Below are 23140 nucleotides of genomic sequence, written 5' to 3'. Positions count from 1 at the left end.
TGCACTCATGCACCGGCGCACGCATCACCCCGCCGAGGCATCGGCGTGAGCGCGCCGCATCCAGTAACGATCGAACGCCCACATCAGCAACAACGACAGGCCGACCAGCGGGAAGATCAGCCCGCACAGCACCAGCAACGCCATCAGGCCGCGTAGCGTGCGCGGGTCGGCAGGCAACGGCGGTACGCCCAAGCCACCGCTGGGGCGGCGCTTCCACCACATCACCGCCGCGCTGACGCACAACAGCACGATGGCGATGCAGGCGAACAACAGGATCAACTGATTGGCAGTGCCGTATTGCTGCCCCAGATGCACGTTGATGCCCCATTCCAGCAGCCTGGCCAGCGGCCCGTAGTCGCGATAGCGCATGTCCAGCAGTACCGCACCGCTGTACTGATCCAAATGGATCACCCGCTGCCGCTGCAGATCGGCCGGGTACACCGACGCGGTATAGACCCCGGCCGCACCACGCGGCGGCGCCACGCTATATCCCGGCAGGATGCCGCGTGCCTCGAAACGCGCCATCGCTGCGTCCAGACCGATCGCGCCGCGTCCCGGCGCAGCGAATCCAGCGGAATCGCCGTGATCGGCATGTGCGTTGTCTGCCGAGTGCGCGTGCTGGGCCGCGTGCTCCGACTGGCCAGGGTGCGCTGCGTGTTCTTCGCGGCCTGCATGCGCTGCGTTCGCTGGGAGCGCTCCGTGCCCGGAGTGCCCGGAGTGCCCGGAGTGCCCGGAGTGCCCGGAGTGCCCGGAGTGCCCGGAGTGCTCGGAGTGCCCGGAGTGCTCAAAATGCTCGTCGCCCATCTGCAACGCACGTGCTTGCTGACCATGCGCGTGCTCATCCACCGCGCCAGTTCGCTGTGCAGGCACCACAGATTCCGGCAGGCGCGCCTGCCGCAACGACCACGCTGGCTCGCCACTGTCGGCCAAGCGCTGCTGCGACATCGGCTGCTGCACGCGCAGCCCGGCCGGATAGCCGAAATCATGCCCATTGGCCCAGCGATTGACCTGCGCGCCCCATAGCCACGACCACGGCATGCCGGTCAGCGCCAGAAACAGCAGGATCGCACCGACCCCGGCACCGGTCACTGCGTGCAGGTCGCGCCAGAACAGCCGCTGTTTCGGTTTGCCACGCACACTGATCACGCCGCCGCGTCGCCCGCGCGGCCACCACAGATACACCCCCGTGAGCACCAGCACGATGGCCCATCCGCCGGCCATTTCGATCAGGCCGCGGGCATATGGCCCCACCAGCGCAAGACTATGCAGCCGGCGGATCGTCCAGCTGAGCGTGCCGTGCTCGGGCAGGGCGCCCAACACCCGCGCACGGTACGGATCGACATACGCCACCCGCCGCACGCCTTGCGCATTCACCAGCCCGATCTCGGCGCTCGCATCGGCGCGTTTGGGCGTGGTGTACACAAACAAGCTGCCGCCGTAGCGCCCTTGTGCAGCGGCAACCAACTGCTGTGCGGGCAGGCGCGCATCGCCTATCGGCACCACCTTCAACCCGTGGTGCACGCTGCGGTCGATGGCGTCCTGGTACAGGAACGCAGCCCCGGTCACCGCCAGCCAGATGATGAAAGGCAGCACGAGCAGCCCGGCATAAAAATGCCAGCGCCACACCGCGCGATAGAAGCGCCAGCGGCTACCCTGGCGTGCCTCGGCGACGCCTCCCCGATCGGTGATTGCAGACATCAGAAGCTCCAATCCCACGACACCGACAACGCACGCCCATCGCCGGGTGAGTAACCGGAGCTGCCACTGTCGTACCAGGCGTACACATACGCACGATCGGTGACGTTGCGTAGCTGCAGGCTGAGCGCATTGCGCGCATCCACGGCCCAGCGCGCGCCCAGATTGAGCAAGGCGTAGCCACCGGTGCGGCCCAGCGTGTTGGTGCGTTCCAGGTAGTAATCGCCTTGCGCATTGCCCCAGGCGCTCACCTGCACCGATGAACCGACCTGCCACTCCAGCCCGGCGGTGGCCAACCAGTGCGGCACGTTTTCGATTTCCTTTCCGCGCGTGGCCGGGGCGCTCGGATCGGGCGTGGCGATGCTGGCCTTCTGCCGCGAATACGAGACCCACGCGCGCCAATGCTCAGCCGGCTGCACGTTGAGCTGCGCATCCCACCCGCGCCGCAGCGTACGGCCGACATTGGCCACATCGCCGATGCCTACCACGCCATTGACGCCGAAAACAGTGGCCACCTCCCCGGATGCGCGCTGCTCCCAATACGCCAGGCGCCCGTCCACCAGGGCCGACGGCGCGAACTTGAAGCCGGTCTCCCAACCTTCGTTGATCGAGGGCCCCAGGTTGCCGGGCTGGCGACGGTAGGCGCCATCGCCGCTGCCGATCTGGAACGTACGTCCCCAGTTCGCATACACGCTGCTCTGCTCGCCCACGCGGTAGCTCGCACTGAACTTGGGTTGCTTGATGGTGCCGTAGTCGTAGGTTGGCGCAATGCTGCCGGCCAGCACGTCATGCAGCTGTCCATCGACACGATCGATGCGATACCCCGGCACCAGCTGCAAGCGCGCAATGGGGGTCAGCACGGCCTGCACATACGCGCCACGCGTCCGCAGATCGTAGTCCCAATCGCGCAGCTTTGCCCCGCGCACACGGGCCACGGTGCGATACCGCTGCGACTGGTTGTCCTGCCACTGCGCATCCACCCCGGCTTCCAGGTTGGCCTGCAGCGCGCCCCAGTCCGGCTGCCAGTTGCTACGCAGCAACAGCCCGCGATGGGTTTCGTCGGCATCGCGTTCCTGCTGCAGCCCGGCCGCAGAAAACCGCACCCAGCGTTGGTTGCGGTAGTCGTTCTGGTAGGCCTTGGCGCTCCATTGCGCCTGCTCGCCAAGCGCACCGTCCGCATGCAACGCAGTCTGGCGCACACGACGCTCGCTGCGGTCGTTCTGCGCATAGTCCGGCGAGCTGCGCGGCGCCGCACGCGCGGTGGCGGCGTCCAGATAGCCGGCTTCCAATGCGTAGTTGTCGTAGTACCGCGTGGTGAGCCCTGCGCGGAATGCACCGTCCGGGTCGGTGTAGAACCACTTGCCCGCCACGCTGCGTTTGCGTGCGTCGGCATGATCGCGATACCCGTCCGAGTCGCGCCAGGCCAGCACATAGTTCTGGCTCCAGGCGCCCTGTTCGAACCCTTTGCTGAGTTGCACTTCGCGCGCATCGAAGCTGCCGGCCGTCACGCTCAAGCGGCCGTCGTTGCCGCCGGTACGGGTGAGCACGTCCACGCTGCCGGCAATGGCATTCAAGCCATAGCGCGCGTCGTTGGTGCCGCGCACGATCTCGATCGCGCTGATGTCCTGCGCAAACACCGCGTCCAGGTACGGCATGGCGCCGGCATTGTCGTTGCTGGGGATGCCGTCGATCAGCAGTTTCACCGCATTGATGCGTCCCTCGCCATTGAATCCGCGGAACGAAAAGCGCCCCGCATCGGTGCCCATGCGGAACTGGGTGACCTGCACCCCGGGCGCGCGCATCAGCAGTTCCCAGCTGTAGTCCACATGTTGATCGTGCAGCAGCTCGCCGCCGATCACATCCACCGAGCTCAGCACGCGCGCCGTGCTCGGGCTGCGCTGCGCGTGTTCGCTCACCTGCACCTTGCCCAGCGTGAGTGCCGCGTCTTGCGCCTGCACATCGCATGCAGGCCCCCACACCAGCGCCAACGACGGCGCATACCACATCGTTTTCAACAACCGCAGACGCATGACCAACCCTTCGCCGTGACTGCACGGCCGCACAGCCGTGCGCTGCCACCATTGCGGCGCGCATCGGCATCATTCGATAAGACGCGAGTCGCCCGCACTGCCCGGCAGGGACGCCGAAAATCTCAGGCGCGCACGGGGCATCGCTGCGTGGACGCCCGCACAGGGGCCACCTTAGGCGGCCAGCGGTGGTCCACGTGCGCCGAGTGCGGCCCATCGAAAGACCGAGCGTGCGCCTGCCTGGGTGAGCACCGGAGCCGGAGCCGGCCGCGGTTGCAGCAGGCACAGCAACGCCACGATCAGCAATGGCAGCAAGCGTGCGGCCAAGACGCAGTAATCGCAGGCTTGCCCATGTGTCGCTGCGTCGTGGGTGCCGGCGTGCTGCATGTTCGCTACGGCGCCGGAGTGCGCATCCGCAGCCAGACCGGCCGGCTGGGTTCGATGACCGGCCTGCAGCGCGCGCGCTGCAGACAACGCTGGAACACCCATGCACATCGGCTCGATCGGTTGCGCCTGGCTCCAGCGGCTGATCAGCGGTGCGACCAGCATCAGCGCCACCGCCAGACAGGCAAGCAGGGGCAACAACCGATGGCGACGGGACAAACGCAGCATGCGTCGAAGTGTAAGCCGCCACGCAAGCCGGGGCGATGGTCGCGGCCGATGCGCGACCGCATGTCGCACCCGGCTGGCCCGGTCATACCCGGATGACCCGCGCCCAGGCATGCGCCGGAGCCGGCACGCCAGAACCGGATGGGCCAGCCGCTGCAGCCGCAGGCCCGTTTGCCGCACGCCGGCCTCGTCCACGCGCCGCCATCCTGGTCGGCAGTCACAGTTTCGTCCGACCTCTGTGACCGCAGACACATGAAGGGCCTTGGCATGCCCTATGCTTGCCGCTTCCACCCTGTAGCTACGCGCATGAGTACCGTCCTGTCCGATCGAGCGGCCGAACCGCTTCCCTGCGCACCCAAGCCCCCCAGCGAAGCATTGCGTCTGCAGGCGCTGCGCAGCTACGGCATTCTCGACACCCCGCGCGAAGCGGCCTTCGAAGACATCACCCGGCTCGCCTCGATCATTTGCCAGACGCCGATCGCGCTGATCAGCCTGGTCGATGCGGACCGCCAGTGGTTCAAGAGCGAGCTGGGGATGGGCGAGCGCGAGACCCCGCTGTTCAAGTCGATGTGCGCGCATGCGCTGCTCGACAACGATGTACTGGTGGTGCCCGACACGCGCGAAGACATCCGCTTTGCGCGCAACCCACTGGTCACCGGCGAGGCGCCGCTGCATTTCTATGCAGGTGCTTTGTTGAAGACACCCGACGGCCTGCCGCTTGGCACGGTCTGCGTGCTCGACCGGAAACCGCGCCAGCTCACCGACGAGCAGGTGGAAGCCCTGCGCGCATTGGCACGCCAGACCATGGCGCAGCTGGAATTTCGGCGCGCACTGGCAATCGCCGAGGAATCCGATCGCTACCGCAGCCGCCTGATGGCCATCGCCGGGCACGATCTGAAGACCCCATTGCGCACTGCCGCCTACGCCATCGACAAGATGCGCCGGCACGCCGACGTCGACGCCGTTCCCAACCTGGTCGCTGCGCGCGACGCGATCAGCCTGGTCGGCCGCAGCCTGGACGAGCTGGCCACGCTGGCGGCCGCGAGCAAGGCCGCCATGCCGGACCTGCAGCCACTGCAGCTGGAAGACGTGCTGCATTCGATCCTCGGCGTGTGGCGTCAACCAGCCATCGACAAGTATCTGGCCCTTCGCTATGTGCACACCTCGCTGCGCGTGCGCAGCCACCCCACGCTGCTGACCACCTTGATCGGCAACCTGGTCGGCAATGCCATCAAGTACACCGAACGCGGCCGCGTGCTGGTCGGCACCCGCCGCCGTCCCGGTTTTGCGGAAGTGAACATCATCGACAGCGGCATCGGCTTGAACATGGACCAACCCGAGCAGGTCTTCCAGGCGTTCCGCCAGGCCGACCCGCGCAGCGACGGTTTGGGCATCGGCCTGTGGATCGTGCATCGCACTGCCGAGACGTTGGGCTGCGAAGTGGACGTGCGTCCGCGCCCGCAGGGCGGCACCTGTTTTTCGGTGCGGATTCCATTGGCCTAAAGATGTGTGGCCCGCAGCGTGCTCGGGCTGCGCGGCGAACGCCTGGGGTTTACCGGTTGGGGCAGCGGTCTGCGGCCAGACCAGAACGCGCGGCCACTCCATCCCGTCGCGCCGACGTTGCAGCAGCCGACACCACATGCCACGCGAAAGCCCGCGTCAGCGGCGACCGCGGAGACCCGGCGGCTCGCCGCAGGCATGGAAACCAGCGCCGGCCCGGATCGCGCACTGTCTGCAGTGGCATGGCACGTCTGAGCGGTGTTCCATCTTCAACCGAGGTGCCGCTGCGGAACAAAAAAAGGCGGACCCGGGCTCCCGACCCGGGTCCGCCGCCAAGCACGCCAGGCCTCTCCCCAGGGACCCGGATGCGCCAGCCGCTCTGTGCACAGCCTCGCGCAACAGCGATGCGACAGCGCTAGCAACCTTCGACGACACCGCGAAACACACCGGCGATGCGATCACCTGCATCGCCAGCTCTGCGCCGTCCACCCCTAGACGTCCGAGAGTGTCGCGTCATGGTTGCTATAAGGGTTTTCGACAACGCAGCACGCAACTTGATGCGCCCGGTAGACGCCAACTGCATCGCCCTGACACGGGTAGGGAAAATCACCCACAGCACACGCTGCGGCGCAGTTGGGCACATGCGCATCGCCTTGATCCTATAGACATTTTTTCGGGGCAGTTGCGCTGCAGCGCAGCACCGGCGTCATCGCGAACGCACCGATTGCACCGCCAGGCAGCCAGTACCTGGAACGGATATGCACACACGTCCAGTCCCACTCCTGTGCGCTGTCTACACCGCCTGACGACTGCTCGCGAGGGTGTGCTAGCCGCCCATATCGCAGCGTCAGACGTCGGACGCAGCCGCATCCTGGCGCGCGAACCACTCCGCCGAATGCACATCCTCGGCCGCAACGTCCAGCGCCTTGCGCAGCACCGCCAGCGGGATCTGCACACGCGTGCTGCCCGCCTGCACGGCCACCCATAACGCTTCGTCGCGCGGGTCGGCCAGCACCGTCAGTACCTCATGCTCGCGGCCCTCGATGCTGGCCGATAGTTGCAGCGACATGCCGCCGTCCGGCTCGGACGACCACAGTCTGCTCAGTGCCGGACGCAGTGGCTCGGTCATCGTGCCGCTCAGCTGGTGATGGTCTGGGTCAGCGATTCCCAGGTCGGCGGCAGGGGCCAGTTCGGTGCCTGATTGCCGTCCAGCACCCGGCGCAGATCGCGCTTGTCGATTTGCGGCGCGAGCACATGCACCAGATCCAGGGCGTAGTCGCGCAGGACGCGGTCGCGCGGCAGCACCGCCCAGGCGATGCACTCGGCAATCGGCGCGGGCGCCGGCCAGGCGCGCAGATCCTCGTCGAAGGCGTTGACCGCCATTTCCGCGACCAATCCCACGCCAAGCCCTGCGCGCACATAGGTCTTGATCAGGTCGGCATCCAGCGCGGTCAGCGCGATGCTCGGCTCCAGTCCCACCTGCGCAAACGCGCGCTGCAGCGAGGAGCCCGGCCGGGTGGAGGATTCGTAACTGATCAGCGGATGTTCGGCCAGCGCATGCATGTCCGGCGCCGTGCGTGGGTGATCCAATGCATGCCCCCGCGGCACCACCACCAGCCGCCGCCAGCGGTATAGCGGCACTGCGATGCCGGCGCTCGGCTCGCCACCGGCGGTGCTGACCACCGCGATGTCCGCATCGCCCTGGCTCAGCAGATCCAGGGCCGCACTTTCGGCGGCCTGCTGCAGATGCACGCTCACTTGCGGGTAGGCATTCTTGATCTGCGCCACCGCCGGCGGCAGCACGAAGCGGGCCTGGGTATGGGTGGTGGTCAGGGTCAGCTGGCCCTGGCTTTCGCGGCGCTGGTTGGCGGCATAGGTGCGGATGTTGTTGGCCTCCGACAGCACTGCACGCGCGCGCTCGATCACTTCCACACCGGCCGGCGTCACTGCATCCAGGCTGCGCCCCTTGCGCACGAACAGCAGAAAGCCGAGTTCGTCCTCCAACTGCTTGAGCTGCTTGGACAAGCCAGGCTGGGTCGCATGCACGCGCGCGGCGGCCAGGGTGATGTTCAGCTCGGCATCGGCGATGGCCACCAGATAGCGAAGTTGGGTCAGCGTCATGGCTTATATCCAAAAAAGCGCGAGGCGCTATAAGGGATTCGACTGTAGAGGAGTTCTGCGGGCCAGCTTATAACCGAACGCTATTTTTAGGATGTATGAAGTCATTTCCGACGGCTATAAGCCGGCGTTACGGTCTGGCCCTCCTCCAACGATGCTGCCGAACCGTGACTCCTGCGTTCCCGCTGCTTGCCGACCTGCGTGGCCGTGCCGTCCTGGTGGTCGGCGGCGGCGCCGATGCCGAGCACGCCACTGGCCAGTTGCTGCAGGCCGGTGCGCTGCCGCTGGTCGGCGCGCCCGAGCTCTCCGCGCAGTTGCGGCACTGGGCGCAGGCAGGGCGGCTGCGCTGGTTGGCCGGTCGGTTCGACCCGGCATGGCTGGCGCAGTCCGACCAACCGCTATGGCTCACCGTCGCCGCCAGCGAATCGGCAGCGCTCAACGACGCCCTGCGCCAAGCAGCAAGTGCCCATCGGCTGCTGACCCACGCCGCAGCGCCTGCGGCGTCCGCAACGGTTCCTGCGCGCTCCACAGGACCGCGCAGCGCGATCGGCACGCTGGCGCCCGGCAACGTAAGCCTGGTCGGCGCCGGCCCCGGCGATCCGGGCCTGCTCACCCGACATGCGCTGCGCGCACTGCGTCAGGCCGAGGTGGTGCTGCACGACCGCCTGGTCAGCCCGCAGATCCTGCGCCTGGCTCGGCACGGCGCGCACCTCATCGAGGTCGGCAAGTCGGCGCAAGGCCATAGCACCCGGCAGGAACAGATTCACGGCCTGATGCTGGAACACGCCCGGGCCGGTCGCCGCGTGGTACGGCTGAAGGGCGGCGACCCATTCGTGTTCGGCCGCGGCGGCGAAGAGCTGGAATTCCTGCGCGCGCACGGCATCGGCTTTCAGGTCATTCCCGGCATCACCGCCGCGATCGCCTGCGCCGCCTATGCCGGCATTCCGCTCACCCACCGCGACCATGCGCAATCGCTGCGGCTGATCACCGCGCACTGCAAGGATTCGCTGGACACGCTGGATTGGCAGGCGCTTGGCCAGGAACGCCAGACCCTGGCGTTCTACATGGGCGTGGCCGGTCTGGACGCCATCCAGCAACGCCTGCTGCAGGCCGGCCGCGCACCCACCACCCCGTTTGCGCTGGTCGAAAACGGCTCGCGCCCGCAGCAACGGGTAATCACCGGTACGCTCGCCAACCTGGCCGCCAGCGCCCGGCAGCACGCCGTGACCGCACCGGCGCTGCTGATCCTGGGCGAGGTAACGGCACTGGCGCAGACGCTGCATTGGTTCGGCAGCGCGCCGCTGAGCGCCTCGCCGCCGCACTCACCCGGCGCAACGCCCCACACGCCCACACTGGCCCACGCAGCCTGATTCCGACGGAGACCCCATGGCCCTGTACGACAACATTCTCGACACCATCGGCCGCACCCCGGTGGTCAAGCTCCAACGCCTCGCCCCGGATAACGTGACCTTGTACGTCAAGGTCGAATCGTTCAATCCCGGCGGCTCGGTCAAGGACCGGCTGGCACTGGCGATCATCCTAGACGCCGAACAGCGCGGCCTGCTCAAGCCCGGCGACACCATCGTCGAAGCCACCTCCGGCAACACCGGCGTGGCACTGGCCATGGTGGCCGCAGCACGCGGCTACAAGTTCGTCGCCACCATGGTGGAAACCTTCTCCATCGAACGCCGCAAGCTGATGCGTGCCTATGGCGCCAAGGTCATCCTGACGCCGGCTGCCGAGCGCGGCAGCGGCATGGTGCGCAAAGCGAAAGAGCTGGCCGAACAGCACGGCTGGTTCCTGGCCAGCCAGTTCGCCAATCCGGCCAACCCGGCCTACCACCGCAACACCACCGCCGCCGAGATCCTGCGCGATTTCGCCGGCCACCGGCTGGACCATTTCGTCACCGGCTGGGGCACCGGCGGCACCCTCACCGGCGTGGGCGAGGTCCTGAGCGTTGCGCGCCCGGAAGTGCGCATCACCGCCTCGGAGCCGGCTGGCGCCGCCTTGCTGCAAGGCCAGGACTGGAAACCGCACAAGATCCAGGGCTGGACCCCGGACTTCATACCCGAGGTGCTCAACCGCGAGGTCGCCCATGAGGTGCTGAGCGTGGAAGACACCGACGCCATCACCGTGGCGCGGCGCCTGGCCGCCGAAGAAGGCATCTTCACCGGCATCTCCGGCGGCGCCACCGTCGCCACCGCGCTGCGCGTGGCAGAAGGCGCGGTGCCTGGCGCCGTCATCCTGGCGATGCTGCCCGACACTGGCGAGCGCTACTTCTCGACCCCGCTCTTCGCCGACATCAACGAAGGCTCCGACGACGACTGGCTGGCCGGGCTGCCCTGATCGGGCGCAGTTGATGACCAGACCTGAAGCCGCGCAATGCGCGGCTTTTTGGCCACGGCTGAACAGTGTATTTGCGCCGGAAGACGCCGCGTCGCGGCGGGCACTTCATGCTCGCGATCCGTGACCGCCTCGAGGCGAAAGCGCACGCGGTATTGCCGAAACCAAGGACGTGGCAGCGCGCCCGGCACGCCTTGCGCTAGGTGCAGCTCCGTTCTGTTTCCAGCTACAGACACGCCCGCACTCCCGTCCATGTCAAGGAAACGTTAGGATGGCGGCCGCGATGTAGGGAGAGATGTGTGAGCAACCAGCCGTATGGACACAGCGAGACCCGCGCCGCGCGGGCGCCATGGCTGGTAAAAATGACCTCCCCGGTCCACTTCGCGCTAGCCCTGGGGCTGGGCGCATGGCTGCAAGAGGCGCTGGATCTGCCTCTCCCCCCTCCCACGCCACTGGCCTGGATCGAAGTGGTGGGCGGCGGCATCGCCTGTCTCGGCCTGGCGCTGGCGGTGAGCTTCTTCATCCTGTTCGCGCGTCGGCGCACCACCATCATGCCCAGCGGTCACCCCTCGCGCCTGGTGCTGGACTGCCCGTATCGCGTCACCCGCAACCCGATGTACCTGGCCTTGGTGCTGAGCTACGTCGGCCTGTGCCTGCAACTTGGCCTGCTGTGGGCGGTTGTGTTGGTGCCGCTGCCGTGGCTTGCGCTGCAGCGCTATGTCATCCCGTTCGAAGAGGCGCGTCCACGCGCCGAATTCGGCCGCCACTACAACGACTACTGCGTAAGTGTCCGCCGCTGGTTGTAGCCGCAACACGCATCACCTCGCGCGTGACAATGGTTGCTGCCGATCGCTCCAAAAGAGCGCCCGGCCCGACACGGGACGGCATGCATTCACCCCGTCAGACAGTCGCAGCAGGTGAGATGAATGGCCGATAGCGTGCCGATTCCGCAGCGTGCTCCCCATCACGCGCCCATCATGCAATTCGCATAATTATCGCGCTATGAGAATCGAAGTCTGGCAAGGCGACATCACCGAACTCGACGTCGACGTCATCGTCAACGCCGCCAACGAATCCCTGCTCGGCGGTGGTGGCGTCGATGGCGCCATCCACCGTGCCGCCGGCCCGCGCTTGCTGGAAGCCTGCGAAGCACTGCCGCAAGTGCGTCCAGGCGTGCGTTGTCCCACCGGCGAAATCCGCATCACCGACGGCTTCGATCTGAAGGCACGCCACATCTTTCATACCGTTGGCCCGGTGTGGCGCGACGGCAGGCATAACGAGCCCGAACAGCTGGCCAATTGCTATTGGCAATCGCTGAAACTCGCCGAACAGATGATGCTGCACTCGATTGCGTTCCCGGCGATCAGCTGCGGGATTTACGGCTACCCGCTGCATCAGGCGGCCCGCATCGCCGTGACCGAAACGCGCGATTGGCAGCGCTCGCACAAGGTGCCCAAGCACATCGTCTTGGTGGCCTATAACGAGGCGACCTATAAGGCCTACCAGCAAGCGTTGGCGACGCAGGAAACTGCGGCGGCCTGAGATTGGATTGACGTGGGCAGCATGTCGCATCGACCGGCTGGATGAGCAATCCATGGAGCGATGTTGATTGAGCAAAGGGCGCCGAGCGGCGCCCTTTGCGTTTTCGCGCGGCATCGAACCCGTGGATGCAGCAAACAAAAACGCCGGCATCGCTGCCGGCGTTTTTGTTCTATCGATGCGGCGGCCTTGCAGCCCTCATCAATCGATCAACCCTTCCACTTACCCAGCGCAGCCAGGCCGTTTTCCTTCGCGCGCTCGTAGATGACCTGCTGCGCCTTGGCGAAGTTGCCGGTCATGTCCTTGGCCCACAGCTTCAGCGCGGCCTGCTGCATGGCGCGGCCGTAGGAGAAGCTCAGCGGCCAGGGCAGATTGCCGAGCTGGTGCATTTCGTTGAGGTGGGCGGTGGACTGCTCGTCGGTCTGGCCGCCGGACAGGAACACGATGCCCGGCAGGATCGCCGGCACGGTGGACTTCAGGCACATCACGGTGGATTCGGCCACCTCTTCGATACTGGCCTGCTCTTCGCAGCTCTTGCCGGAGATCACCATCGAGGCCTTCAGGATGGTGCCCTCGAGCACGACGTTCTGCTCATACAGCGCACCGAACAGCGAGCGCAGCGCGGCTTCGGTCACTTCGTAGCAGGTTTCGATGTCGTGGCTGCCGTCCATGATCACTTCCGGCTCGACCATCGGCACCAAGCCTTGTTCCTGGCACAGCGCAGCGTAACGCGCCAGCGCATGCGAGTTGGCCTCGATGCAGGTGCCGGACGGAATGTCTTCGCCGATATTGATGACCGCACGCCACTTGGCGAAGCGCGCACCCAGCGTGTAGTACTCCTCCAGACGCGCACGCAGGCCGTCCAGGCCTTCGGTCACCAGCTCGCCCGGCATGCCGGCCAGCGGCTGCGCGCCCCTGTCGACCTTGATGCCCGGGATGATGCCGTGGGCGGTCATGTACTCGGCGAACGGCGCGCCATCCTTGGTCTTCTGACGGATGGTCTCGTCGAACAGGATGGCGCCGGAGATGTAGTCGCTCAGCTTGGGCGTGGTCAGCAACAGTTCGCGATAGGCGCGACGGTTCTCTTCGATGTTCTCGATGCCGACGCTGGCAAAACGCTTGGCGATCGTGCTGGTCGATTCGTCGATGGCGATGATGCCCTTACCCGGGGCGACCATCGCCTGGGCGGTTTCGGCAAGCTGTTCGATGCTCATGTAGTTCCTGTGGCAGCTGCGGGGGAGAACGAAAGTATAGCGACGAAAGTCGTACACATTCCTTCACGGAATGCCTGCAACCGATTACACGTGCGTGCGTGACAGGATGTGTGCTGCGTGCTCGCATCGCGGGGATCGGGGATCGGGGATCGGGGATCGGGAATCGGGAATCGGCAAAGCCGAGCATGGTGCGCGGCGTGGCGCTTGCGCTGCTGGGATGCACATGGCTGCAGTGACTGCGCTGGCGCGTTGATACCGAGCCATGCGTGAGTTAGCTGGCACCTTGAGGGTTGGCCGCGTTGCTGCTTCGTCTGTCGACACAGAGCTGCGCCTGCGGCATGCGTTACATCGTGGACAGCGTCTTGTTCCGCCATCACCAGCACCGTTGCAGCAGTGCGCGTGTGAGGTGGTGGGCATTGGGTACTCGCCGGATCCGGCCGTTGACCAACGATCCGGCGACGCCCGGGCGCACCCGGGCGCGACGGGCATGCCCGATACAGCCCGTCGCGCCCAGGTGCGCTCCTACGTGTTGCTGGCGCGCGCCCAGCGGCCAGGTCGCCACATCGCACAACGGCGGCCCTGGGGCCGCCGTTGTGTGGCGCGTCTGTTCCGGCTCAGGTCATGCGCCGGATGCGGTCGACAGACGTTACAGCTCGCCCAGACCGGTGGCGCGGCCGTCTTCGCCCACTTCCAGCAGGCGCAGCGTGTTGGTGGCGCCGTGGGTTTCCATGTGCTCGCCACTGGTAAAGACCACGCGGTCGCCAGGCCCCATGCGCTCGTTCTCCACCAGCAGGCGGATCGCCGCACGTGCGGCCTCGCGCGGGGTCAGGCCGCGGCTGTCGAAGCTGATCGGGAACACGCCACGCATCATCGCCATCTGGCGGCGTGCGCCATCGTGACGGGTGAAGGCGTAGATCGGCATATTGGAGCGGAAGCGCGACAGGAAGCGCGGCGTGCCGCCGGATTCGGTCAACGCCACCACGCCGCCCAGGCCGATGTGCTCGGACAGGAACATGGTCGCCATCGCAATCGCCTGGTCGGCGCGCTGCAGATTGCGTTGCGCCGCTTCGAAGTCGGTATCGAACTCGAACTGGTGTTCGGCCCCCAGACAGATGCGCGCCATCGCTTCCACCGCACGCACCGGGTAGGCGCCGGCGGCGGTCTCGGCCGAGAGCATCACCGCGTCGGTGCCGTCGATGACCGCGTTGGCCACGTCCAGCACTTCGGCGCGGGTGGGGATCGGGCTTTCGACCATCGACTGCAGCATCTGCGTGGCGGTGATCACCACCTTGTTCTGCGCCAGCGATTCGCGAATGATCTTCTTCTGCAGGCCCGGCAATTCGGCGTCGCCGATTTCAACGCCCAGGTCGCCACGCGCCACCATCACCACATCGGAGGCTTCGACGATCTCGACCAGGTTTTCGATCGCCTCGGTGCGCTCGATCTTGGACACCAGTTGCGCATCGCAGCCATGCTGCTGGGCGATCTGACGTGCGTCGTGCATGTCCTGCGCGTTACGACAGAACGACACCGCGATGAAGTCCACGCCGATCTTGGCAACGATGCCGATCAGTTCCTTGTCGCGTTCGGTCAACGCGCCCAGCGACAGACCACCGCCCTGCTTGTTGAGGCCCTTGCGGTCGGACAGCACGCCATCGTTCAACACCTTGGTGACGATGCGCGCGCCCTGCACATCGGTGACCTGCAACTGCATCAGGCCATCGTCGAGCAGCAGGACGTCGCCGGCAGTCACGTCCTGCGGCAGACCCAGATAGCTGACGCCAACCTGTGTCTGGTCGCCAGCCGGCGCGTTGGCATCGGCCACCAGGTCGAAGCGATCGCCCATGGTCAGCTTGATCTTGCCTTCGGCAAAACGTTCGATACGGATCTTCGGGCCCGGCAAGTCGGCCAGGATGCCGACTTCGGCACCGACGCGGGCCGCAGCGGCACGCACTTCGGCGGCACGCTTGGCCTGGCCGGAGGGGTCGCCATGGCTGAAGTTGAGGCGCACCACGTTGACGCCTGCCTTGAACAGCGTATCCAGCACACCGGGCGCATCCGTTGCCGGTCCGAGGGTGGCGAGGATCTTGGTGCGGCGTTGACGTTCTTTCATGATGGCCTCCCTGTAAAAGCCGCGAAACTTAACACACACGTCACGTACCGAGGATGGCATTGCGGCATAGCCTTCCTCCGATTCCGGCATGTCTTACAGACAGTGCGGGACAGTACGTACGCCTGCGCCCGCGCTGCCATGAGCAAGGCGAACGGTCGCCACCCTAACCCGGCAGCGGTGAAGCGTGTTCTGCGCGCTGCGAACCGCATTTGCAGGCGCGTCGACCAAGCGAACGCAACGGCCGACGCGAACTGCTCATCACTGAAGCAACGCCGCCAGTTCAGCCGGCGTGCGTGCCAGCGCACCGGCGCCGGCGGTGCGCAGTTCGCCCTCGTCGCCAAAGCCCCACAACACGCCGATGCTGTGGATGCCGTGGTGATTGGCGCCATCGATATCCATGCGCCGGTCGCCGATCATCACGCAGCCGGTCTTGTCGATCTGCAAACGGCGCAGCGCTTCGGCAATGAGGTCCGGCTTGAAGCGACGTTCGCCGTCTTCGCTGGCACCGATCACCTCCTCGAAGCACGCGCCGAAGGGCAGATGCTCGACGATGCGCCGCGCATAGCGCTCATTCTTCGAGGTCACCACGGCCAGGCGATGACCGGCGCGCTGCAGGCCGGTGACAACCTCGCCGATGCCGTCGAACACGCTGAGTTCTGTCCAGCCCACCGCGTCGTAGCGTGCGCGGTAGAGCCCGAGCGCGCGCTGCACCAACTCCGGGTCGTCCGTAAAACACTCGGTGAAGCTATCGCGCAACGGCGGGCCGATCCAGGCGCGCAAGGTCTGCGCCGACGGCCGCGGCTGGCCGAGTTCGTCGAAGGCATGCACGATGCTGGCAACGATGCCTGGCTCAGAATCGACCAGCGTGCCGTCCAGATCGAAAAACAGTGTGGCTGCACTCACTGACCGCGGGCCTGGAGTGCGGCCACTGCCGGCAAGGTCTTGCCTTCCAGAAACTCCAGGAACGCACCGCCGCCCGTGGAAATGTAGGTCACGTCCTGGGCGATGTCGTATTTGTCCACTGCGGCCAGGGTGTCGCCACCGCCAGCGATCGAGAACGCCTTGGAGCTGGCGATCGCGCGCGCCAGGGTTTCGGTGCCGTGGCTGAAGGACTCGAATTCGAACACGCCCACCGGACCGTTCCACACCACGGTACCGGCACTGGCGATCAGTTCGGCGTAGCGCTGCGCGGTTTGCGGGCCGATATCCAGGATCAGATCGTCCGCATCGACCGCGTCCAACGACTTCACGCTGGCTTGCGCATCGGGCAGGAACTGCTTGGCAACGACCACATCGGTGGGCAGCGGGATCTCGGCGCCACGTGCCTTGGCATCGGCCACGATCCGGTTGGCGGTCGGGATCAAATCCGGCTCGTTCAACGACTTGCCCACGGCATGCCCGGCCGCGGCGATGAAGGTGTTGGCGATGCCGCCGCCGACGATCAGCTGGTCGACCTTGTTGACCAGGTTGGACAGCAGCTCCAGCTTGGTGGACACCTTGCTGCCGGCCACGATCGCCAGCAATGGCTTGGCCGGGTTGTCCAGCGCCTTGGCCAGGGCGTCGAGTTCGGCCATCAACAGCGGGCCGCCCGCCGCGACCGGCGCGAAACGGATCACGCCATGCGTGGAGGCCTGCGCGCGGTGCGCGGTGCCGAAGGCATCCATCACGAACACGTCGCACAACGCGGCGTACTTGCGCGCCAGCGTCTCATCGTCCTTGCCCTCGCCGACATTCATGCGGCAGTTTTCCAGCAGCACCACCTGGCCCGGCGCGACCTCCACGCCATCGACCCAGTCGCGCACCAGCGGCACGTCCACGCCCAGCAATGCGGCCAGACGCGTGGCAACCGGCGCCAGCGAATCTTCTTCGGTCCAGCTGCCTTCCTTGGGGCGGCCCAGGTGCGAGGTCACCATAACGGCCGCACCCTTTTCCAGCGCTAGCTTGATGGTGGGCACCGAGGCGGTGATGCGCTGTTCGGAGGTGATCTGGCCGTTGTCGATCGGCACGTTGAGATCCTGGCGGATCAACACGCGCTTGCCGGAGAGATCGAGGTCGGTCATGCGGACAATGGACATGGGCTCAGCTCGTTCGGTCTAGGAAGGGGGAGTGGGGAATGGTCATGCAGAAGCACCCAGCAGACGCGCCGGTGCAAACATGTGAGCGCTTTGCCTCAGCGGCAACTGGCTGTGGATGGCCATCGCGATGTCGTTGCGCCAGCGGGCGGATCGCGTGGCGCCCTTTGCCCACCATGCGCGGGGCCGCCAACGCGGTTGGCGAGGCGCGGGATGCTTGGTCGAACACGACGGGCAAGACGGCTGCCTTGGTCACGGGGGACGCCCATTGTCCGACCTTCGCGCCGCAGCGGCAAACCGCCGTGCGAAGCGGTCGCAGTCAGCCGTTGCGATCGGCCGACGCACTACGCAATAGGCTCACCGCGAAACCGCCTACCAGCAAGGCGCCACCGACCAACAGCCCCCACAGCAGCCAACGCTTCCAGTCGCGCGGCGTAGCAGCCGGCTGCAGCGCGGCCTCGCCTGCCAGCGGCTGTGCCTGCGCAGCCAGACGGGCCTGCGCCGGCTGCCACTGTGCGCCGCGTTCGCGCCGCAGTGCCTGCAGCATTGCGCCCAATGGTGCGTCGGTGCGCTGCGCACGCGCACTGCCGGCCACCAGCGCATACGGCGGCTGGCCCTGCGCAAGAAACATCAGCCGCTCCGGCTGGTACCCGACGCGCAGCATCGGCACGGCGGTGCTGCGCCCCTGCGCGGCGACCAACCGCCATTGGCGATCGCGCACGGGCGCAGACAGCAGTTGCGGCGGCGACGCGGCGGCCGTGCCCTGGCCCAGTCGATACGCTAACCATGGGCCGGCACGCTGCAGCCACGGCGCATCGTCGGTATCGCGACTTGCCACGACCCACTCGACCGCCTCGACCTGACTGCCGCCGACATCCAGTTGGCTGATCGGAAAACGACCGGGCAAGGCATACACCAGCGCTGCATCTTTTGCGGTGCCTGGCAAGTCCAGCCACTGTGGCGGCGTGGACATGGCGATGCCATCCAGCTCCGCCTCGACCACGCGCAATGCTGGCAGCTCGCCCGATGCAGTGACCAGGCGCAAGTAACGCGCACCATCGTTCAGGGCGATACGACGCTGCTGCAGTCGCTGCGCCTGATTGTCCAGCGCCATGACCGTGGCGTTGGAGGCGAGCACGCGCCAGTCGCGCAGATCGTCGCTGCCTTCCACGCGCACCTGGGCCTGCACCGGCGTGTCGCCCTCCCAATCCAGCAACAGGGCACGCGGGCGATCGCGTAGCGCGCTGGCATCGATCAACCAGCTGACACCGTGGCCCGCCGCGACAGCCCCGGTCGCAAAGCGGCCTTCCAGGCGGCGCACCGCACCACTGGCATCGCGCTCGGCAATCAACTGCAGGTCGCCACTGGCCGGCGCCGCACCAGCCGGTAGCGCAAACAGGGGCAGGCGCTGACGGCGTACCGCAGCCGCCGGCGCTGCATCCATCGGCAGCCAGGCGGTGGGCAGCTCTTGTCCATGCGCGTCGATCACCGTGACATCGCGCAGCGCCGCGTCGTGCGCGGCGCGATACACCGCCGCATTCAAGGTCACCTGATAGAGGCCGGCATCCGAGCCGGTCATCTGCAGCGGCCACTGCTGGCGGTAGTCCTGCCGCACATCGCTGGCCTGCGCCAACATCGGCACCATCAGCAGCAGCGCCCATCGCATCGCTTTCATTCCCGATCCTTTTCGACGCCGTTCTCTTGGACAGCATGACCTTCGGCCGCAACCGCACGCGGCGGTGCCGGCGCCAGATAGCCCACCACGGTGCACAACAGGCCATAGGCCATGAACGAGCCGATGCCGAGTAAGTTGCCCAGATGCTGGCGGTCGACCAACACCAACTTCGCCAGGACCAGTCCCATCAGCAACGCGCCGCCCAGCCACAGCCCGCGTTGCCCACGACGCGAGCCGATCACCCAGCCCAGCACGCCGAGCACGCTCCAGACGATGGTGAGGCTGGTCTGCGACAAAGTGGCGCCGATCAGCGCCGAATCCCACGGCACACCGCCCCAGTGATGCACACTGTGCAAGGTACTGCCGGTGATCAACGCCCACCCCGACACACCCAGCGCACTTACGCGCCAATGCTGCAGCAATGTCGGCGCGGGTGCCGACCAGGCCCAGCGCGCAAGCAAGGCCAGGACCACCAATTGCGCCAGCTCGGCGGGATTGAGCAACGGCAGCCATGGCAACGGTGCAGCGCTCACCGGATCCAGCAATGCGAGCAGCCAGCCGAGCCCCAATACCGCGAACACGCAACTCAGCAACGCGTTGCGTGCAGGATCGAAGCCGGTTCCCTGCGGCCAGGCCAGCCATGGCCAACGCAACAACCCCAGCGTCGCCACCAGCAACCACGGCGCCGCCAGCAAGGCGCAACGCCAGCCATTGGCCAATAGGAACGCATCGGCCAGCCAGGCCGCGCCCAACGAGACGACCAACGGCCACAGCAGCCACCAGATGAACTGCGCCGCCATCGCGCCAGCGCCTTGCTGCGTGCGCAAGCACCACAGCGCACGCGCGCCCGCCACCGCAAACACACCCCATGCCAACGCGCCCCAATGCGCGAATGGCTGGGTGTGCGCTGCGCCTTGCCACAGCGCCAATGGCGCCGCCAGCGCCAGACCGGACATCACCGTCCATACCAGCGCCGCTGCAGGACGGCGCCGATGCACTTCGGCCGCCAGCCATACACTGAGTGCGACCAAGCCCAGCAGCAGATCCGGCTCGCTGCGCAGATCGGCAAAACGCAGGATCTCGTGCACGCCGCACAGCGTCCACCAGCCCAGTCCCCACAGATATGCCAGCAGCGCACGCCGCCGATGTCCTGCATCGCGCAGGAACCAGGCACTGGCCCAGCCGGCCAGCGCCAGCAGTACGGTACTCATGCAGGTTGCGTTGGCCACCGCGACCGCATCGTGGCGCCAGGCATCCACACCGAACGCGACACCCACCGCCGCAAACACCTGCAGCGCGACACCGCTGACCTGCGAGATCCGCCGTTGTTGGCGAAGCCCCAGCCACAGCAAACCCACGCCTTCCAGCGCAAACACGCTCGCAGTGGCACGTGCCGACAACGCCAGCGGTACGGCCAGGGTTGCGAACCCGACCGCCAGCATCGCGTGCGCCTGGCCCAGCAAGCGCGTGGATGCGCGGCGCAGCAGCCAACTGCCCAGGCCCGCGTACAACGCTGCCACCGCCACCGCGCACAACGCCAGTGGCAGCCGATCGCCCTCGAGCAGGCGCGCCTGTAACGCGAAGGCCACCAGCGGCGTTCCGAACAACAGGCTGCCATCGATGAGCCTGCCGGCACTACCGTCGCCGCGGCGCGCATGCAGGACCGGAATCGCCACGTACATGGCGAAGAACAGCAACAGGAACGGCTCGGTCGTGGCGAATTTTGCCGGGGAGTACTGCAGCGCTCCCCATGCGGTGCCGATGCCGAAGGTGAAAGCAAACCCCAGCAGGTTCAGCACGCGCCACGGGCGTGTCCATGCAATCGCCACGATGCCGGCGTTGAGTACGGCATAGTACGAGAACAGCGCGACATGGTTGCCGCTGCCGGTAGACAACCAGATCGGCGCAAGAAAACCGGCCAGCACGCCCAGCACCGCCAACGTGCGCGAATCTTGCAGCACCGCCAGCACGCACATACCTGCGATCAGCACCACGCTGATGCCCAGCGCCGTTCCGGCATCGAGCAAGCCGTACAACTTGAAGGCCGCGAACACCGTCAACAACAGGCCACCGATGGCGCCGCCCTGCAACGCCAACGCAAACCCCGGCCGCTGCGCGCGCTGCGTCCAACCGAAGATCAGACCGGCCAATGCCAGAACGCTGATGCCGGCCAAGCGCAGCTCGATCGGCATGCGCATCCAGCCCTGATCGCTGGCGTACTTCAACAGCGACGCCACGCCGGCCAACAAGACCAGCATGCCGACCTTGACCGGCACATTGCCCTCGGTGAACCAACGCTTCAAGGCGCTGGCCGCGCGCGCGATGGCGCTGGGCGCGGCCGGAAGCCGAGGCGGTTGCGGTTGTGCGGATTGCGGTTGCGCCGACTGGGCGCGCGTCGCCTGCGCTTGCGCGCTGGGACGTTCCGACGTCGCGCTTGCACTGCCCGCCATCGCATCTGCAGGTGCCTGCGCCGGCAAGGGCGGCGACACCGCCGAGGCAGACCCACCAACCGCCTGGTGATCCGCAGCCGGCGCAGGCGAGCCAACGTCCTGACCCGCTGCAACGGACGCGCGGTACCCAGGTAGATCGCTGTCGGCGACGGCGCCCGGACCAGCGCCTACATCGGACGCCACGTCCGGTTGCTCCCACGCCCTGCCCTGCGCGTCCGCGGGTGCTTGCGCCGGCGCATCCGCAGGCCCGGCACCACTGCTCTGCCACTGCGCAAGCCGCTGCTCCAGAGCCGCCACCCGTCGCCGCAGCCCGGCAATCCACACCAGCGCGATCACCACACCCACCGGCACGGCGAGTAGCACCAGGGCCACCAACACGATTATCGTTTCCAACGCAGCAATCCCCGAGCCGGCGTCCAGCCGAATGCGCGCACCATACAGCCTCGGGCTGCGGCTGGGCAGACAGTCTCTCGCTCAGACGATGGATGAAGCGTCGGAAAGCTGCAGTCGCATGCGTGCTTGCGCCCATGCCTCACACAAGAAAACGCCCGGAGAACCGGGCGCTTTGAACGGTTATTCGCGGTAACCGCTATCGTTCTTGTTATGGATGATCCAGATCAGGTTGCCGCCGGTCCCCATCGACTTGCCAGCGAACACCAGACGTCCCTGGCCCTTGTAGGCCATTTCGTAACGGTAGCGGTCGCCACCGAAGAAGAACGGGATAAATGCCTTGCCGGTCACGTAAGCACCCTGGTCGTCCGGCTGACCAATCAGGTCGGTGACCTGCTTCATCGGCATGCCGATTTTCAGCTGGGTGAACTTGCTGCCAGGCGCTGGCTTGCCGGTGATTTCGCCTTCGTAATCGTTGATTCCCTTGACGGTCTCGCCGTAGCCCGCCTCGACATCGGACGACTTGATCACCTCACCATCGGCATTCATCCAGGCCGGCGTACCGGTTTGCTTCTTGGCAATTGCCTGTGGCGCCAGTCCTGCTACAACCATGGCCAGCACAATTGAGCCAATCCACTTACGATTGATCTGCACGTTTGTCTCTCCTTGAATTCATTGGGGTGCCCATACGTCCTCTGTAGTTCCAGCGCCAGGTAATCGCTGGCAGCATACGATTAGCGCATGCGGTTGCGCCGATGTCTACGTTGGTCAGTCTTGCAGACATATATAATGAGCGGCTTGCAGAACGTTACGCAGAATGCTAAAAACGCGCCAGCGCACGGGTGAGCACCCGAGTCGCAAGGACCAATGGTTTGCCTGCCCTGCAAGGACGCATCTCGATGCACGTTGTCTTCCGACCTGACTCACTGCTGGCGATATGCGCAATTGCGCTACTGACGCCCGCGCAGCAGGCATCTGCCGATGTGTTCGGTACCGCTGAAAGCGTCGCCCAAAGCTGGATTGGTCACGACGCTAGCGAATTGATGATGCAATGGCCTGTAGGAAAAGGGCTATACACATCGGAAAACATCGAAACGCAGGAAACTGCGTACACGTATAACTTCGGCATAGAAGCGCACTACCGCACCCATTATTGGACCACGCAAGGGGGAGTTGTCGGCATGGTCGGCGGGGGCAATGGTGTGGCACCCACCCCAATTTTCCAGGAAAACCAGCATAGCGAAGAAGTCTTCGTTCCTGCCGAACATCATTGTGAAATCACCTTTATCGCCAATGCGGACGGCATCATCACCCGATACGATTTCGCTGGCAGCAAGTGCAATGAACATGCGCGCAGCTGGGGGCGCGCGAAGAAGAAGTAACGTCATCACTAGC

Annotated in this window: 18 protein-coding genes; 6 read left to right on the top strand and 12 right to left on the bottom strand. The window is 66.2% G+C overall.

The features are described from left to right. Nucleotides 1-24 precede the first annotated feature (24 nt). From F7R02_RS10425 to F7R02_RS10415, 3 genes are all read right to left on the bottom strand, one after another. On the bottom strand, nucleotides 25-1698 hold the full coding sequence (locus F7R02_RS10425) for a PepSY-associated TM helix domain-containing protein (RefSeq protein WP_078589183.1): 1674 nt from the start codon (nucleotides 1696-1698) through the stop codon (nucleotides 25-27). Beyond that, nucleotides 1698-3701, bottom strand: coding sequence for a TonB-dependent receptor (locus F7R02_RS10420; RefSeq protein WP_167521009.1), 2004 nt, complete (start codon nucleotides 3699-3701; stop codon nucleotides 1698-1700). Before F7R02_RS10420 ends, F7R02_RS10425 begins: the two co-directional genes overlap by 1 nt. A gap of 195 nt (nucleotides 3702-3896) precedes the next feature. Then, nucleotides 3897-4334, bottom strand: a complete 438-nt coding sequence (locus F7R02_RS10415; RefSeq protein ID WP_005930419.1) for a DUF2946 family protein — start codon at nucleotides 4332-4334, stop codon at nucleotides 3897-3899. Nucleotides 4335-4637: 303 nt separating this feature from the next. Here F7R02_RS10415 and F7R02_RS10410 point away from each other — a divergent pair, with 303 nt between their 5' ends. Beyond that, a complete protein-coding gene (locus tag F7R02_RS10410; RefSeq protein WP_005922378.1) occupies nucleotides 4638-5834 on the top strand; it encodes a sensor histidine kinase in 1197 nt (398 codons plus the stop codon). A gap of 844 nt (nucleotides 5835-6678) precedes the next feature. Here the strand turns inward: F7R02_RS10410 and F7R02_RS10400 are convergent. Next, entirely contained in the window at nucleotides 6679-6960 is a 282-nt protein-coding gene (locus F7R02_RS10400) for a hypothetical protein (protein ID WP_003487247.1), read from the bottom strand. Between the two features lie 8 nt (nucleotides 6961-6968). Next, nucleotides 6969-7952 (bottom strand): LysR family transcriptional regulator, encoded by a 984-nt coding sequence (locus tag F7R02_RS10395; protein ID WP_003487249.1) that lies wholly within the window; start codon nucleotides 7950-7952, stop codon nucleotides 6969-6971. A gap of 164 nt (nucleotides 7953-8116) precedes the next feature. On the opposite strand from F7R02_RS10395, the gene cobA reads away from it, so the two are divergent. The 4 genes from cobA (at nucleotide 8117) to F7R02_RS10375 (ending at nucleotide 11834) form a co-directional block, all read left to right on the top strand. Further along, nucleotides 8117-9319 (top strand): uroporphyrinogen-III C-methyltransferase, encoded by a 1203-nt coding sequence (cobA, locus tag F7R02_RS10390; RefSeq protein ID WP_005930435.1) that lies wholly within the window; start codon nucleotides 8117-8119, stop codon nucleotides 9317-9319. 16 nt (nucleotides 9320-9335) lie between these two features. Then, nucleotides 9336-10295, top strand: a complete 960-nt coding sequence (cysK, locus tag F7R02_RS10385) for a cysteine synthase A (protein ID WP_005914507.1) — start codon at nucleotides 9336-9338, stop codon at nucleotides 10293-10295. A 296-nt stretch (nucleotides 10296-10591) separates the two neighbouring features. Further along, nucleotides 10592-11098, top strand: coding sequence for a methyltransferase family protein (locus F7R02_RS10380; protein WP_078589181.1), 507 nt, complete (start codon nucleotides 10592-10594; stop codon nucleotides 11096-11098). Between the two features lie 196 nt (nucleotides 11099-11294). Continuing rightward, a complete protein-coding gene (locus F7R02_RS10375) occupies nucleotides 11295-11834 on the top strand; it encodes an O-acetyl-ADP-ribose deacetylase (RefSeq protein WP_005930441.1) in 540 nt (179 codons plus the stop codon). 206 nt (nucleotides 11835-12040) lie between these two features. Here the strand turns inward: F7R02_RS10375 and F7R02_RS10370 are convergent, their stop codons facing one another. The 7 genes from F7R02_RS10370 to F7R02_RS10325 all read right to left on the bottom strand — a co-directional run bounded on the left by F7R02_RS10370 (nucleotide 12041) and on the right by F7R02_RS10325 (nucleotide 22357). Continuing rightward, nucleotides 12041-13045 carry a class I fructose-bisphosphate aldolase gene (locus tag F7R02_RS10370; protein ID WP_078589178.1) on the bottom strand — a complete coding sequence of 335 codons (1005 nt, stop codon included), beginning with the start codon at nucleotides 13043-13045 and terminating at the stop codon, nucleotides 12041-12043. 646 nt (nucleotides 13046-13691) lie between these two features. Beyond that, nucleotides 13692-15158: a pyruvate kinase gene (gene pyk / locus F7R02_RS10355; RefSeq protein WP_003487265.1), complete on the bottom strand. Its 1467-nt coding sequence runs from the start codon at nucleotides 15156-15158 to the stop codon at nucleotides 13692-13694. 258 nt (nucleotides 15159-15416) lie between these two features. Beyond that, the gene (locus tag F7R02_RS10350; protein WP_016850060.1) at nucleotides 15417-16061 is read right to left on the bottom strand and encodes an HAD family hydrolase; all 645 of its coding nucleotides are present in this window, start codon (nucleotides 16059-16061) and stop codon (nucleotides 15417-15419) included. Beyond that, on the bottom strand, nucleotides 16058-17233 hold the full coding sequence (locus tag F7R02_RS10345; protein ID WP_005922388.1) for a phosphoglycerate kinase: 1176 nt from the start codon (nucleotides 17231-17233) through the stop codon (nucleotides 16058-16060). The genes F7R02_RS10350 and F7R02_RS10345 overlap by 4 nt, the downstream gene beginning before the upstream one ends. Before the next feature lie 316 nt (nucleotides 17234-17549). Continuing rightward, nucleotides 17550-18905 (bottom strand): DUF3999 domain-containing protein, encoded by a 1356-nt coding sequence (locus F7R02_RS10335; RefSeq protein WP_078589555.1) that lies wholly within the window; start codon nucleotides 18903-18905, stop codon nucleotides 17550-17552. Beyond that, nucleotides 18902-21748, bottom strand: a complete 2847-nt coding sequence (locus tag F7R02_RS10330) for a DUF2339 domain-containing protein (protein ID WP_078589557.1) — start codon at nucleotides 21746-21748, stop codon at nucleotides 18902-18904. The genes F7R02_RS10335 and F7R02_RS10330 overlap by 4 nt, the downstream gene beginning before the upstream one ends. Nucleotides 21749-21928: 180 nt before the next feature. Further along, entirely contained in the window at nucleotides 21929-22357 is a 429-nt protein-coding gene (locus tag F7R02_RS10325; protein WP_139369247.1) for a hypothetical protein, read from the bottom strand. 287 nt (nucleotides 22358-22644) lie between these two features. Between F7R02_RS10325 and F7R02_RS10320 the strand changes: the two genes are divergently transcribed. Then, entirely contained in the window at nucleotides 22645-23127 is a 483-nt protein-coding gene (locus F7R02_RS10320; RefSeq protein WP_078583327.1) for a hypothetical protein, read from the top strand. The last annotated feature ends 13 nt before the right edge of the window (nucleotides 23128-23140 follow it).

The sequence above is a fragment of the Xanthomonas cissicola genome, assembly GCF_008801575.1.
GTDB classification, from domain to species: Bacteria; Pseudomonadota; Gammaproteobacteria; order Xanthomonadales; family Xanthomonadaceae; genus Xanthomonas; species Xanthomonas cissicola.
The sequence above is the reverse complement of the archived record's forward strand: the minus strand, read 5'-3'. Positions and strand labels throughout refer to the sequence as shown.